Here is a 14,018-nt window from a genome sequence, read left to right on the forward strand (position 1 = left end):
GAGGAAATGGAGAAAGCCCGGCTTGGACCGGGCTTTTTTCATGCTTGCGATTTCAGTTTAGATCGAGGGGCTTTCGCAGCCTTCCCGCAAGATCCTGAATGTACTGCCAAGCGACGCGGCCGGAGCGACCTCCACGGGTCGTCGCCCATTCCAGCGCTTCATGATGAAGCTGATCTTGGTCGAGACCGAGCTGGAAGTGCGCTGCATAGGCATCGATCATCGTAAGATAGTCTGACTGATTGCATTTGTGGAAGCCAAGCCAGAGACCGAAGCGATCCGACAAAGATACCTTCTCTTCCACCGCTTCGGATGGGTTGATGGCTGTAGATTGCTCATTCTCCATCATATGGCGGGGCAACAAATGACGGCGGTTCGAGGTAGCATAGAAGAGGACGTTGTCTGGTCGCCCTTCTATGCCGCCATCCAGAGCAGCTTTCAGTGATTTGTAGGCAGTATCGTCATGATCAAATGAGAGATCGTCGCAGAAGACGATGACGCGTTGGCCGGATGATTTCAAAATGTCGAGAAGGGCCGGTAGTGACGCAATATCTTCGCGATGAACCTCAACCAGCTTAAGATCTGCGTTTGTCACGCGAATATCGGCATGGACTGCTTTGACCAGCGATGACTTGCCCATGCCTCGCGCCCCCCAAAGAAGCACATTATTGGCTGGAAAACCTTCAGCAAACCGAAGTGTGTTTTCGTGCAAGATGTCGCGCACATGATCCACGCCACGGATGAGCTTGAGCGACACGCGGTTGGGCTTTGCTACAGGGTGAAGATAGGAATTGATCGGCACCCAAACAAAGCAATCGGCAGCGTTCCAATCATTCTCGGCAGGGGCGGGGCCTGCGAGTCTTTCGAGCGCATTGGCGAGTCGGCTGATCTCGGCGAGCAAAAGAGCGGCATTATCCACGGACATTTGATCCTCCAGGCCGGAAAACCCCGGTCAAACCTTTGTTTTGGTGGCGGGGTAGCATGGCGTTTTAGCGTCTGAAAGGGTAATAGCCCAGAATTCGGTACTCCGTGGGTTCTCGGTCTGTTGCTTTTGATAGGATGGCAACTATAGTCCGGCGGCTCATAACGGGGTGCCTCGTTTCCGCAATTCTGGGAGTTTCCGATGTTCATCAAAGAAGCATTCGCCCAAGCCCAAGGTGCAGCGCCAGGTGCGTCCGCGTTTGGCTCCGGCCTTGAGATGCTTTTCCTTTTCGCGCCGCTTATGGTGGTCTGGTATTTCTTCCTCATCCGCCCGCAGCGCGCACAGATGAAAAAACGCCAGGAAACACTTTCGAACATTCGTCGCGGCGATCAGGTGGTTCTCGGCGGTGGCATTTCCGGCAAAGTGACCAAGGTCGTCGATGACAATGATCTTGAAGTTGAAATCGCAGAAGGCGTAAAGGTCCGCGTTCTTCGCACGTATATTGCCGAAGTGCGCGTCAAGGGCGAGCCCGTCAAGACCGAGACCGCCTGATTCCAGTTCCAATCAGAGGCAGGCGCCACACGCGGTGGCGCCGCTTCATGACGCCAGAATATCGAGAGCTCAATGCTATACTTCTCCCGTTGGAAGACCATTTTCATATGGTTCGTCATTGCTGTCAGCATGCTGATTGCGGCCCCAAATCTGTTCACCAATGAGCAGTTGGCAAAGCTCCCGTCCTGGTTTCCAACCAAGAAGGTTACGTTGGGTCTGGACCTTCAGGGTGGCTCTCACATCATGCTCAAAATTGAGCGCGGTGACATCGTCAAGGAACGCCTTGAAACGGTGGTAGGCGATATTCGTAACGTCCTGCGCGAGGCGAATGTTCGCTATACCGGTCTTAACGGAACGGGCCAGCAGATTCAGGTTCGTGTTACCGATACTGCCCAGTTGGAAGCCGCTAAGAAGGCTCTTCAACCGCTTCTTGCACCCGTCTCGGCAGGTACTTTCGGCGGTACCATAAACGAAGTCTCCCTGCAGGATGACGGTTCGGGTTTGTTGCGTTTGGAACTGACCGATGCCGGCATTGATTATCGTCTTTCCTCCGCTTTGACGCAATCCATTGAAGTTGTTCGCCGTCGTGTGGACGAACTGGGAACCACAGAGCCTCTGATCCAGCGGCAGGGCTCTGACCGAATCATCGTGCAGGTGCCGGGTCTTCAGGACCCTCAGCGTTTGAAGGCGCTGCTGAACCAAACCGCGAAGCTCTCCTTCCATATGGTCGATACGAGCATGCCGGTACAGGAAGCCTTGAATGGCCGTCCGCCCGCCAATTCGCAGATCATGTATTCGACTGACGATCCAGCCGTTCCTTATCTCGTTGAGCGTCGCGCACTGGTATCGGGTGAAAATCTTGTCGATGCGCAGGCCAGCTTCAACCAGCAAAACAATGAGCCGGTCGTAACTTTCCGCTTCGATTCACGCGGTGCACAGCGTTTTGCGCAAGCGACGCAGCAAAATGTTGGCCGTCCCTTTGCAATCGTCCTCGACGATCAAGTCATTTCGGCTCCGGTCATTCGCGAGCCTATCGTTGGTGGCTCTGGTCAGATTTCCGGTAATTTTACAGTTCAGGGTGCTAACGATCTGGCCGTTCTTCTGCGTGCCGGTGCTCTGCCAGCAACTTTGACGGTTGTTGAAGAGCGGACTGTTGGCCCTGGTCTCGGCGCAGATTCGATCCGCGCGGGTGTGATTGCCAGCATCATTGGCGCCTTGGCTGTTGCAGGCTTTATGTTTGCCTTCTATGGGTTCTTCGGCTTCCTTGCCAACGTCGCCCTCATGGTGAACATCGTCATGATCCTGGCGGTGCTGAGCATCATCGGTTCCACACTCACGCTTCCCGGTATTGCCGGTATCGTATTGACCATGGGTATGGCGGTCGATTCAAACGTCCTGATTTACGAGCGCATCCGTGAAGAGGTGAAGAGTGGTCGTGCTGTTGTTCCCTCGATTGCGAGTGGCTTCCAACGCGCCTTCGCGACGATCATTGATGCTAACTTGACCACTCTGATTGCGGCCATTGTTCTCTTTTATCTTGGTTCCGGGCCCGTTCGTGGCTTCGCTGTCACGCTGGCCGTCGGTATTGTCACCACCGTTTTCACTGCATTCACATTCACAAGCTGGATGTTCTCGTTGTGGGTGAAGCGCGCCAAGCCGAAAGCTCTGCCGAAGGGTATTCGCACTGGTGTCTTCGATGGCCGCGGCTTACCGTTCATGTCGATCCGCAAATACACATTTGCAATCGCAGCAGCGCTTTCCGTTGCGTCACTCGTCGCCTTTGCAACGGGTGGGATGAACCTCGGTATCGACTTCAAGGGCGGCTCGATCATCGAGATGAAGGCCAAACAAGGTGATGCCAACATCGCCGACATTCGCTCGCGTCTGGATGGTTTGAACCTGGGTGAAGTTCAAGCACAAGGATTCGGCGGTACGCAGGATGTGCTTGTGCGCGTTCAGGCTCAGGAAGGCGGCGAGAATGCCGAGCAGAGCGCTTTGGAGCGCATCCGCAACGAGCTTGGCAATGATTACGACTTCCGCCGCGTTGAAGTTGTCGGTCCCGCTGTTTCAGGCGAGCTTTCCTACACTGCAACGCTGGGCGTTGGCGTTGCTCTGCTGTTTATCCTCGTTTACATCTGGATTCGATTTGAATGGCAGTTTGCTGTTGGCGCGATCATCGCCACCATGCATGACGTCATTTTGACGATTGGGCTATTCGTGCTGACAGGTATCGAATTTAACTTGACCAGCATTGCGGCGATTTTGACTATCGTTGGTTATTCGCTCAACGACACGGTCGTCGTGTATGATCGAATGCGCGAAAACCTTCGACGCTACAAGAAAATGCCGCTGCCTGAATTGATCGATATCTCAATCAACCAGACGCTCTCTCGTACGGTTTTGACCGGTCTTACGACCATGATTGCCTTGGCAGCCCTCTACCTGTTCGGCGGGGAGGTCATCCGGTCCTTTACCTTCGCCATGCTGTTTGGGGTTGCAGTCGGCACCTTCTCATCAATCTATATCGCAGCACCAATTCTGATCGCCTTCCGTCTTCGTCCAGATGCGTTCAACAAGGGTGATGAGGATGAGAAGACCAAGAAGAAGGTAAGCGTGCCCAACGGCAAGCCGAGCGTTTGATCGTGGTGCGTGGTCCAGACATTCGAGATGCTCACTTTCCGGGGCGTGCTCCCATCGATGCCTATGGCAACGGTGGGTTCCGCTTCGCGGATATGTCTCATCGTGGATCTTTGCTGTGCCTGCCTTCAGGCATTTACGGTTGGGATATTGCAGAGGGTGATCCTCTTTCTGTGGATGCGTTCGCAAGAGCTCTGGTTGAGACGGAACGTTTTGAATTTCTGCTGATCGGCACAGGCAAGGATATTAGGCCAATACCGGCTCCCTTAAAGGCGGCGTTACGGGCAAGGGGAATATCGTCTGACCCTATGGGAACTGGCGCGGCTGTCAGGACTTACAACATTATGCTGGGTGAAGCGCGGCCGGTGGCCGCTGCGTTCATCGCGATCTAAGCCAAGTTTTCGGAGATAGTCGTGGCCGCAATGACTGGCGACCAGTGGGAAGTCTGCCTCGCAACCTTGCGCGAGACGGACCGTGATCGCTATCTGGCCTGCCTTCTCTCGCCGGCGGAGAAGCGCGGGCATCTAGCAGCGCTTTATGCATTCAATGCTGAAATTGCCCGCATTCGCGATGTGACGCAACAACCGCTGGCGGGGGAAATTCGGCTGCAGTGGTGGCGTGATCTTCTGGAAGGTCAGGCGCAGGGAGATGCAGGCGGCAATCCAATTGCGTCCGGCCTGATCGAAACCATTGAGCACTACCAACTGCCGCGTCAATTCCTGCTCGATATGCTGGATGCCCGAATATTTGACCTTTACGATGATCCGATGCCAGATCGAACGGCGCTGGAGGGATATGCGGGTGAAACAGCATCTGCCATCATTCAAATGGCAGCGATGATTCTAGACCATGACACTGCGCGTTCTGTAACGGAAATTGCAGGTCACGCGGGCGTTGCACAGGCCATTGCCGGATGTCTGTTGCTGCTTCCCATTCATCGACGCCGCGGCCAAGTGTACATACCACAGGATATTCTGGCCGCTACCGGGCTCGACCGTGAAAGCTTTCTGGCTGGCGATTTGAAGGCCAATTGCAGCGCTGCCATCGAGGCACTTGCAGGTTTAGGTATCGATCATCTTAATCGTGCACGAAAGGCGGGGCGAATTCCGTCCAGCGTGCTAAGCGCGTTTCTGCCGGTCACAATCGCAGAACCTGTTTTAAGGGCGGGATTGCAGCGTGGCGCAACGTTGATGGACCAGTCTGCACAGTTGCCGCAATGGCGTCGACAGCTGCAAATGGTGAAATGCCTTTGGCGACGAAAGATCTAACCGGACCAGAGCATCACACTCGCACAAGCTATGATCGGTAGGTTTATGCCGAACATAATGTCGAAGAAAGTCGCGCGCGCATGCTGACCTGGTCCATCATCTTCGGTCTTGTCGCCCTTATCGCCTACTACGCCACGAGAATGGCGAAGTTGCAGGAAGAGAGCAAGCGTCACGACCCTGGTCTCGCCATTATCGAATTTAATCGCGCCTATCCGAATGAAGCGATCCGTAGTCTCCATGAGACTGTGGACGGAAATGCGATTTTTGTCCGTCTTCATGATAATAAGGCGGGCATCATGCGGAGCCACAAGTCGCACTACGCCTGCCATTTGATTGAGCCAGGACGCGTCAGAGTTGAGCCCCTGCCAACGGGCAGAGGCTTTGAAGTTCAGTTTCTTGATGCCCCGACGCAGAATGGAACATTCATTTTCTCGACGGTGGAAGACGCGGCAGAGGTTTCTCTTTGGCTTCTCGGCAATCTTGTGTCGCCGGGGCGCCCCATGTCAGGCGTCGACGGTGCTGACGGAATTGACGGCTCTCGGCTCTAATCTCGGTGCTTCAACGCCGAGCCAGTTTGCGCAATCATGTAACGCGCGCTTTGCCATCAGCTGACGCTTCATGATCGTCTTGTCTTTACCGCGAAAGCGTTTAACGCCTTCGGGTTTTACAATCGAGCCAGGTTCCAGCTCTGGAAACAGGCCAAAGTTGATGTTCATTGGCTGGAAAGAACGTTTGCCCGGTTCATCATCCGAAACAATATGTCCACCGGTAATGTGATTTAGAAGCGAGCCCAAAGCACTGGTCGCAGGCGGTGGAGTAAGGTCTGTTCCCCTGCGTTCGGCAGCAGCAAACCGGCCCGCCAACAGGCCAATTGCAGCACTTTCGACATAACCTTCGCAGCCGGTGATCTGGCCAGCGAAACGCAGCGTCGGCCTGCTCTTCAATCGCAAGCTATGGTCCAGCAGGGTAGGTGAGTGGATATAGGTGTTGCGGTGCAGGCCGCCCAGACGTGCAAATTCCGCGTTTTGCAGGCCTGGGATCATACGGAAGATTTCTGCCTGAGCGCCATATTTCAACTTCGTCTGGAAGCCGACCATATTGTAGAGTGTGCCAAGCGCATTGTCCTGCCGCAATTGCACGACAGCATAGGCTTTGACAGTCGGATTGTGCGCGTTGGTCAGTCCCATCGGCTTCATCGGCCCGTGTCGAAGAGTTTCGCGTCCGCGTTCGGCCATCACTTCAATCGGCAGGCATCCATCGAAATATGGGGTGCCTTCCCACTCCTTGAAACCGACCGTATCGCCAGCGATCAGAGCATCAACGAAAGCATCGTACTGCTCTTTGTCGAGCGGGCAGTTGATGTAATCCTTGCCATTGCCGCCGGGACCAACCTTGTCATATCTGGATTGGTACCAGCAGATATCCATGTCGATTGAGTCGCGGTGAACAATAGGCGCAATGGCGTCAAAGAAGGCCAGCGCATCCTTGCCCGTTTCCGCTTGTATGGCCGCGGCAAGAGAAGGTGAAGTAAGAGGCCCAGTCGCGAAAATCGTCAGCCCCCATTCCACCGGCGGCAAGCCTTGGATTTCTTCACGCACGACGGTGATTAACGGATGCTCATGAAGTGCGCGCGTCACGGCCTCGGAAAAGCCGTCACGGTCAACCGCAAGCGCACCGCCTGCTGGCACCTGGTGCTTATCGGCGCAAGCCATGATGAGTGATCCGGCCAAACGCATTTCGGCATGAATGACGCCAACCGCGTTTGCCGTCGCATCGTCAGAGCGAAATGAGTTTGAGCAAACAAGTTCAGCCAACCCATCAGATTTATGCGCATCCGTGCCGCGAACGCCGCGCATTTCATGAAGAATGACAGGCACGCCTGCTTGCGCAAGTTGCCAGGATGCTTCGGAGCCGGCCAAGCCGCCACCGACGATATGAACGGGTAAAAGTGAGCTATTGGTCATGGCGCGTCATTATCATGGCTCTTGAGGAAGGCCAACGAAATCCTCTTTGCCGAGTCTGTCTCGGCCTAGTTTCGCTCGACCAATGCGTCATCCAGTTCCGTCGCGCGAAGATGTGCCGGACGACCTTCCAGACGTGCAACATAAGCCTCAAAAGCAGGGCGTTTTTCAATGGTGCCGAATTGCATGCCCCACATCAGATGCGAGCCGACATAAACATCGGCTGCAGTGAAGCGCGATCCCGCGATGTAATCGAATGACGATACAGCCTTTTCCAACGTGTCGAGTACAAGCGCATAATTGCCGTAACCAACCATGCGCTGTTTTTCTTCCGGAATGTCCACCAGCAGAGTTCTATCTGTGACCGCCGCTTCCAATGGACCGGCAGCGAAAAACAGCCAGCGATAATAATCTGCTCGCTCCCCAAGGGGAGGCGCAAGCTGCTTGTCTGTAAAGATATCGGCCACGTATGCGCATATCGCAGCGCACTCGGTTACCACCGCATCGCCATGTTTCAAGGTCGGCACCTTGCCCATTGGGTTGAGAGCCATGAACTCGGGTGACTTTAAAGGCGCGCCGAAGGAAAGAACCTTAACCTCGTAGTCTGCGCCCGCTTCCTCAAGCATCCAACGTGCGATGCGACCGCGGGACATGGGGTTGGTGTAAAGCAACAAATTGGACATGATACGTCTCCGCCGTACGCTTTATGTTCGAATAATATCGTAGTTCTTAGATAAGACATTCAACAAAAAACCCGGCAACGAGGCCGGGTTTTTCGAAGCGGTTAGCAAGAGCTTAAGCGCCCATAGCTTTTTGGAGGTTCTCGTCGATCTTGTCGAGGAATGCGGTCGTGGAAAGCCAAGGTTGGTCTGGACCGATGAGCAGGGCAAGATCCTTGGTCATGAAGCCAGCTTCGACCGTATCAACGCACACCTTTTCAAGTGTGGAAGCAAAGCGCGCGAGCTCCGCATTGTCATCCAGCTTTGCGCGGTGCGCGAGGCCACGCGTCCATGCAAAAATGGAAGCGATGGAGTTGGTTGAAGTTTCCTGACCCTTCTGGTGCTGACGGTAGTGACGCGTCACCGTGCCATGGGCGGCTTCGGCTTCAACCGTCTTGCCATCTGGCGTCAGGAGAACGGAGGTCATCAGGCCGAGCGAGCCAAAGCCCTGAGCAACCGTGTCAGACTGAACGTCACCGTCATAGTTCTTACATGCCCAGACGTAGCCGCCGGACCACTTCAGCGCGGAAGCAACCATGTCATCGATCAGGCGGTGTTCGTAGGTGATGCCGGCTTCCTTGAACTGATCGAGGAATTCGGTCTCGTAAACTTCCTGGAAGATGTCCTTGAAACGACCGTCATAGGCCTTGAGGATCGTGTTCTTCGTGGAGAGGTACACGGGCCATTTGCGCATCAGGCCGTACATCATGGAAGCGCGCGCGAATTCGCGGATCGACTCATCCAGGTTGTACATGGCCATGGCCACGCCAGCGCCCGGTGCATTGAAGACTTCCTTTTCGATGACCGTGCCATCTTCACCAACGAACTTGATCGTCAGCTTGCCCTTGCCGGGGAACTTGAAATCTGTTGCGCGGTACTGGTCGCCGAAGGCATGGCGGCCAACTACGATTGGCTGCGTCCAGCCGGGTACGAGGCGGGGAACGTTCTTGCAGATGATTGGCTCGCGGAAAATAACGCCGCCGAGAATGTTGCGGATCGTGCCGTTCGGGCTCTTCCACATTTCCTTGAGGTTGAATTCCTTCACGCGGGCTTCATCCGGCGTGATGGTCGCGCACTTGATGCCAACGCCGTACTTCTTGATGGCGTTCGCTGCATCAACCGTGACCTGGTCGTTGGTTGCGTCGCGATTTTCAACGGAAAGATCGTAGTAATCGATATCGAGGTCGAGATAGGGATGGATCAGCTTGTCCTTGATAAGCTGCCAGATGATGCGCGTCATTTCATCGCCGTCGAGATCGGCGACTGGATTGGCGACCTTGATCTTTTTCATGTATCTGCCTCTTGTATAGAGCGGAACCGGGGTTCCCGTTTTGGTGAACGCAACGTCGCTTGCGCTATAGCATCGCCGCGCAAGAACGCAAAGCATCCGTGAACGATTTGCCATTGCCAAAAGGCTGCGGAGGAATAATGTCCGCCATCATTTGACGCTCAAGGATTCTCGTTCATGCGCTCCCTTCCGCTCGCGCTCTGCTTTTGTGCACTGGCCACCATCACTCACGCTGCCGATGTCACCGATCCAGTGAAGCAGGTTGTGGATATGACCAAATTCAATTGGGAAAGCGTGGATGCGGAGTGGAAATACATTTTCGATAAAGAACCGCTTTCAAAGCTCTATAGCAAGCGGTTTCAGGCCATTTACACGGAAGCCTCCAAGCATCCGGCCTATGACACTGATAAGAACGAGCCGGGCGATCCCTTTGGCTATGATGTGATCACAAATTCTCAGGATGGCTGCCCGCTGCAGGATATCAAGATCGTGGCAGGTCAGCCGAAGAATGGCGTGACGCCGGTGGATGTGAGCTTCAAGATGTGGACCTGCATCGATGACGCACAGATCAAGGATGGTGTTACGCAGGTTCAATTCGATGTCATCACCGAAGATGGCCGGCCAGTCATCGATGACATTCATCATATCGCCGACAATGAGCGCGATTCGGTGATCGCAGAAATGCAGAGCCTCGCTAAGGGCCAACAGTAAATTTAAACCCCCATTGGGGTCGATAGGCGCGCGAAGAATTTCGGTCTATCTGAACGCGCATGATGAGGCCCAGATTGGTTTTTCTCGACTGGATTTTTGCTGTCGACCCCGCTCTTTCCCGTACAAGAATGGGCGCAAGGGTTACGCTGGCGATTTGCCTTTCAGTCGGCGCGTTGGTCGGCATCCACATGTTCGTGGTGCCGATCCCGCCTGTCGGTTATGGGCTTGCGATGATGCTGTCCATTCAAGGCGGTGTCTCAGTTCACGACCGGACATCGCGCGGGCAATTAGCTACCCGCGTTATCGGCGGAGCAGCAAGCTTGCTCAGTGTGCTCGTGGCGACCTTGCTCGAAGACTATCGATTGCTGTCAGATATTGCTTTTCTCTGCACGGTTTTCGCAGCCAGCATTGCGCGTGTCCTCGGCTCCCGTGGCTTTGCAGTGGGCATGTTCGCCTTTACTTCATACTTCATGGCCGCCTATCTGAAGCCGGATTATTCTCAGCTAGCGCCCGCTGCCTTGGCGCTCCTGGTTGCGCTCTGCATAGGCCATGTGGTGCGCTCAGTTATGCTACCGGACGACAGAGGGCGCGACCTGTTGCAGTCGCTCATTGCGTTACAGGGACGCGTCAACGATGTGCTGGTTCATCTGGCAGTATTGGCCCGCTCAAGGGTAACGACCGATGAAGACCGAGCAGCACTGCGAGACCTTCAGGAGCGTGTCAAAGACGTTGCCTTGATGGCGGAGGGTTTTCTGCCACGCAATGCGGACGGCGCTATTGAAGTTACCGATCAGGCTGTCGCCGATGTGGCCATGGCAATTTTCGATCTGCATCTGGCGGCGGAGAGCGTTGTCATTCTCAATCTTTATAATCCGGCACCGTTCGGTCTGGTTCATGGTTTGATTGAGCGAAACGAGGCCGCTTTGAATGAATGGCGCATGCGGGCCAAGGATGTACCAGACGACCATAGGCGAGAATGCATCCACGCCTTCGATGCGCTGGATGTCGCCCGCAGGCGGATGGACGAGATTATTCAGGCGGGATCTGCCGACAGCTTCCATTCGCTGGCAAATCATGCCGGCCTATCCGCGACGCGAAGCAAGCCCGATATCACGCTCGGCAATCCGCTGGTTCGCGCCGCTATTCAGATCACGATCGCATCCGGTGTGGCGATGTTCTTCGGTTTGATGTTGTCGCGTGAGCGCTGGTTTTGGGCAGTTCTGACTGCCTTTCTGGTTTTCAATAACACCAAGTCACGTGGTGATACTGCTGTCAGAGCGCTGCAACGGTCGCTTGGAACCGTGCTCGGCATAACGGTGGGCTTGGGTCTTGCATCAGTCCTGCAAGGCAATATGCCTCTCAGCGTGATTAGCGCTTGTCTATGCGTCTTTCTTGCTTTCTACGCGCTCCAAACATCCTACGCCGTGATGACATTCTTTGTTTCGATCGGGCTTTGCGTGATCTATGGCCTCATTGGAACGCTGACACTGGATCTGTTGCGCTTGCGCATTGAAGAAACGCTCATCGGTGCCTCTGCAGGTATTGCTGTTGCTTTCGTCGTGTTTCCAACCAAAACACGCGAGTCGATGCAGAAGGCTTTGGATAACTGGTACGATAGACTGACCGAACTGCTGCAAGCCGCTGAGGCAGGTTCTCCGAAGGCACAGCTTGTGGAAGTCTCCCGCGAGTTGGATCTCGCATATCGTAATCTCACCCAGACGGCGCGGCCTTTGGGAACATCCTGGTCAGTCGTGACGAAACCTGGCTATGTCCGGCAGACCTTGGCAATTTATCTCGCCTGCACCTATTGGGCTCGTGTCTATGCACGCAGTTACCAGCCAAAGAAGGATGAAGGGCAGGAAACGAACGCCTTCCAAGACTTGATAAAGAGTTTGAAAGAGCTGCGGCAGTTGGGCCCCAGCCCGTTCTACAGCGCCTCCGTCTTGCGTCAGCATCCAGAGCATTTGCCAAATGCGGCGCGGGGCCCTCGCCATGCACTCAGCATGATGGGTGCCATGTTAAACCGCCTGAGGGGGTGAGAATTTCCAGGGACCGTGCCCTTGCAGTGTGGGCATTCTAGCGATATTCCGCAGCCTGGATAAGTAGGCGGCAGGTTATGGCAGGCACCAATAGCGAACGTAAACTTCTGGCAGAAGGACCGGCCATCATCCTTGTTGAGCCTCAGTTGGGCGAAAACATAGGTATGGTGGCTCGCGCCATGGCCAACTTTGGACTTGCTGAACTTCGTTTGGTCAATCCGCGCGATGGCTGGCCAAGTGAAAAGGCGCAAGCCGCTGCTGCCAAGGCAGACCACGTCATCGAGGCGACTAAGGTTTATGACACGCTGGAAGCAGCGGTAGCGGACCTGAATTTTGTATTCGCAACGACTGCGCGTCAGCGCGATGGGTTCAAGGAAGTACGCTCGCCCGTTACGGCCGCACAGATGTTGCGCCAGCACTTTAACGCAGACCAGAAAACCGGAATTCTTTTCGGTCGGGAGCGTTGGGGGCTGACCAATGAAGAGGTGGCTTTGGCGGATGAGATTGTCACTTTCCCCGTCAATCCTGCATTTGCATCGCTCAATATTGCCCAGGCTGTGCTGCTCATGTCCTATGAATGGATGAAGAGCGGCATGGAGGATATTGCCGCAACGCCGTTTCAGGCCGTTGATCAGAAGGCGGCCACAAAGGGCCAGCTCCTAGGCTTCGTCCACCAGATCGAAGAAGCGCTTGATGCGCGTAATTATTTTCATCCTCCCACAAAAGTGCCGAAGATGATCGACAATCTGCGTGCAGTGCTTTCGCGGCCCGGATTTACCGAGCCGGAAATCAGCGTCTTGCGCGGCGTGATCACATCGCTGGACCAGTTTGAGCGCCGCTGGCCAAAAGGCGCAAAGCCGGAAAACGTGGGCGAGGGGCAAGCCGATGACGATGGAGCAGATAGCCAATCCTAAACCTGTTCTGGTCTTCGATTCCGGCATCGGCGGACTGACGGTTCTGCGGGAGGTGCGCGTTCTGATGCCAGAGCGTGGCTTCATCTATGTGGCCGACGATGCTGGCTTCCCTTACGGTAGTTGGGAAGAGGAAGCCTTGAAGACGCGTATCCGTGATCTCTTCCACGAGCTTTTGACGCAATATTCTCCTGAAGTCTGCATCATCGCCTGCAACACCGCCTTCACCCTGGCGGGTGCTGATCTGCGTGCCACATTTCCCGACATGACCTTTGTGGGAACGGTGCCGGCCATCAAGCCTGCAGCCGAGAGAACAAGGTCCGGTCTCGTTTCTGTTCTTGCAACGCCGGGAACCGTCAAAAGAGCTTACACCCATGACCTTATTCAATCCTTTGCCACCCAATGCGAGGTGAAGCTTGTCGGCTCGCAAAACCTAGCGCGGATGGCGGAAGCCTATATTCGCGGCGAAACGGTGCCTGATGCCGATGTGCTGGCGGAAATTGCGCCATGCTTTGTCGATCAGAACGGGTATAAGACAGATATCGTGGTTCTCGCCTGCACCCATTATCCATTTATGGCCAATATGTTCCGCAAGCTTGCGCCTTGGCCGGTTGATTGGCTTGATCCAGCCGAGGCCATAGCCAGACAGGCAAGGCGGCTGGTGCCAGCTCTCGAAAACCTGGATCATCCAGACGCTTGGGATTTTGCCATCTTCACATCCGGCAAACCTGATTTTGCCACTCGACGTCTGTTGCAGGGTTTCGGATTGAAGTTGCTGCAGTAATTTGTTGCCTGAAAGCCACATTATCCATTTTCGTGCGCTCAATCTAGAGACGTGCTCTTGTGCATCTGAGAAGGCTGTGTCACTTTTTCGGCATCCGCAACTTCAAGAACAGGAGGCGTCTATGGATACCACATCTAAGCTCATGCGCCTTGCTGGCGGAATGGCCCCACACTTCTCTCATCACTACGTGATGGCTTGTGGCCGACGTATTGGCTTTTTTCTTTAAGCC

Annotated in this window: 13 protein-coding genes; 9 read left to right on the forward strand and 4 right to left on the reverse strand. The window is 54.8% G+C overall.

The genetic code is table 11. The features are described 5' to 3' along the window. Nucleotides 1-52: 52 nt before the first annotated feature. Nucleotides 53-922, reverse strand: coding sequence for an ATP-binding protein (locus AC0JZ1_RS07745; protein WP_471881821.1), 870 nt, complete (start codon nucleotides 920-922; stop codon nucleotides 53-55). Between the two features lie 198 nt (nucleotides 923-1,120). Here AC0JZ1_RS07745 and yajC point away from each other — a divergent pair, with 198 nt between their 5' ends. The 5 genes from yajC (at nucleotide 1,121) to AC0JZ1_RS07770 (ending at nucleotide 5,924) form a co-directional block, all read left to right on the forward strand. Then, complete coding sequence (gene yajC / locus AC0JZ1_RS07750) at nucleotides 1,121-1,471, forward strand: preprotein translocase subunit YajC (RefSeq protein WP_471881822.1); 351 nt, start codon at nucleotides 1,121-1,123, stop codon at nucleotides 1,469-1,471. Between the two features lie 72 nt (nucleotides 1,472-1,543). Then, a complete protein-coding gene (secDF, locus tag AC0JZ1_RS07755) occupies nucleotides 1,544-4,111 on the forward strand; it encodes a protein translocase subunit SecDF (RefSeq protein WP_471881823.1) in 2,568 nt (855 codons plus the stop codon). A gap of 2 nt (nucleotides 4,112-4,113) precedes the next feature. Further along, nucleotides 4,114-4,500 (forward strand): Mth938-like domain-containing protein, encoded by a 387-nt coding sequence (locus AC0JZ1_RS07760; RefSeq protein ID WP_471881824.1) that lies wholly within the window; start codon nucleotides 4,114-4,116, stop codon nucleotides 4,498-4,500. A 30-nt stretch (nucleotides 4,501-4,530) separates the two neighbouring features. Further along, nucleotides 4,531-5,376, forward strand: coding sequence for a phytoene/squalene synthase family protein (locus AC0JZ1_RS07765; RefSeq protein ID WP_471883385.1), 846 nt, complete (start codon nucleotides 4,531-4,533; stop codon nucleotides 5,374-5,376). Between the two features lie 80 nt (nucleotides 5,377-5,456). After that, entirely contained in the window at nucleotides 5,457-5,924 is a 468-nt protein-coding gene (locus AC0JZ1_RS07770) for a hypothetical protein (RefSeq protein WP_471881825.1), read from the forward strand. Here the strand turns inward: AC0JZ1_RS07770 and trmFO are convergent. The 3 genes from trmFO to AC0JZ1_RS07785 form a co-directional block, all read right to left on the reverse strand. Then, the gene (gene trmFO, locus AC0JZ1_RS07775; RefSeq protein ID WP_471881826.1) at nucleotides 5,880-7,340 is read right to left on the reverse strand and encodes a methylenetetrahydrofolate--tRNA-(uracil(54)-C(5))-methyltransferase (FADH(2)-oxidizing) TrmFO; all 1,461 of its coding nucleotides are present in this window, start codon (nucleotides 7,338-7,340) and stop codon (nucleotides 5,880-5,882) included. The genes AC0JZ1_RS07770 and trmFO overlap by 45 nt on opposite strands. 65 nt (nucleotides 7,341-7,405) lie before the next feature. Continuing rightward, nucleotides 7,406-8,020, reverse strand: coding sequence for a glutathione S-transferase family protein (locus AC0JZ1_RS07780; RefSeq protein WP_471881827.1), 615 nt, complete (start codon nucleotides 8,018-8,020; stop codon nucleotides 7,406-7,408). A gap of 112 nt (nucleotides 8,021-8,132) precedes the next feature. Further along, nucleotides 8,133-9,347 (reverse strand): NADP-dependent isocitrate dehydrogenase, encoded by a 1,215-nt coding sequence (locus tag AC0JZ1_RS07785; protein WP_471881828.1) that lies wholly within the window; start codon nucleotides 9,345-9,347, stop codon nucleotides 8,133-8,135. A 174-nt stretch (nucleotides 9,348-9,521) separates the two neighbouring features. Here AC0JZ1_RS07785 and AC0JZ1_RS07790 point away from each other — a divergent pair, with 174 nt between their 5' ends. The 4 genes from AC0JZ1_RS07790 (at nucleotide 9,522) to murI (ending at nucleotide 13,789) form a co-directional block, all read left to right on the forward strand. Further along, the gene (locus tag AC0JZ1_RS07790) at nucleotides 9,522-10,055 is read left to right on the forward strand and encodes a hypothetical protein (RefSeq protein ID WP_471881829.1); all 534 of its coding nucleotides are present in this window, start codon (nucleotides 9,522-9,524) and stop codon (nucleotides 10,053-10,055) included. A gap of 74 nt (nucleotides 10,056-10,129) precedes the next feature. Beyond that, nucleotides 10,130-12,094: an FUSC family protein gene (locus AC0JZ1_RS07795; RefSeq protein WP_471881830.1), complete on the forward strand. Its 1,965-nt coding sequence runs from the start codon at nucleotides 10,130-10,132 to the stop codon at nucleotides 12,092-12,094. 77 nt (nucleotides 12,095-12,171) lie between these two features. Then, nucleotides 12,172-13,008, forward strand: coding sequence for an RNA methyltransferase (locus tag AC0JZ1_RS07800; RefSeq protein ID WP_471881831.1), 837 nt, complete (start codon nucleotides 12,172-12,174; stop codon nucleotides 13,006-13,008). Next, nucleotides 12,980-13,789: a glutamate racemase gene (gene murI, locus AC0JZ1_RS07805; protein ID WP_471881832.1), complete on the forward strand. Its 810-nt coding sequence runs from the start codon at nucleotides 12,980-12,982 to the stop codon at nucleotides 13,787-13,789. Before AC0JZ1_RS07800 ends, murI begins: the two co-directional genes overlap by 29 nt. Nucleotides 13,790-14,018 lie beyond the last annotated feature (229 nt).

The sequence above is a fragment of the Affinirhizobium capsici genome (assembly GCF_977018625.1).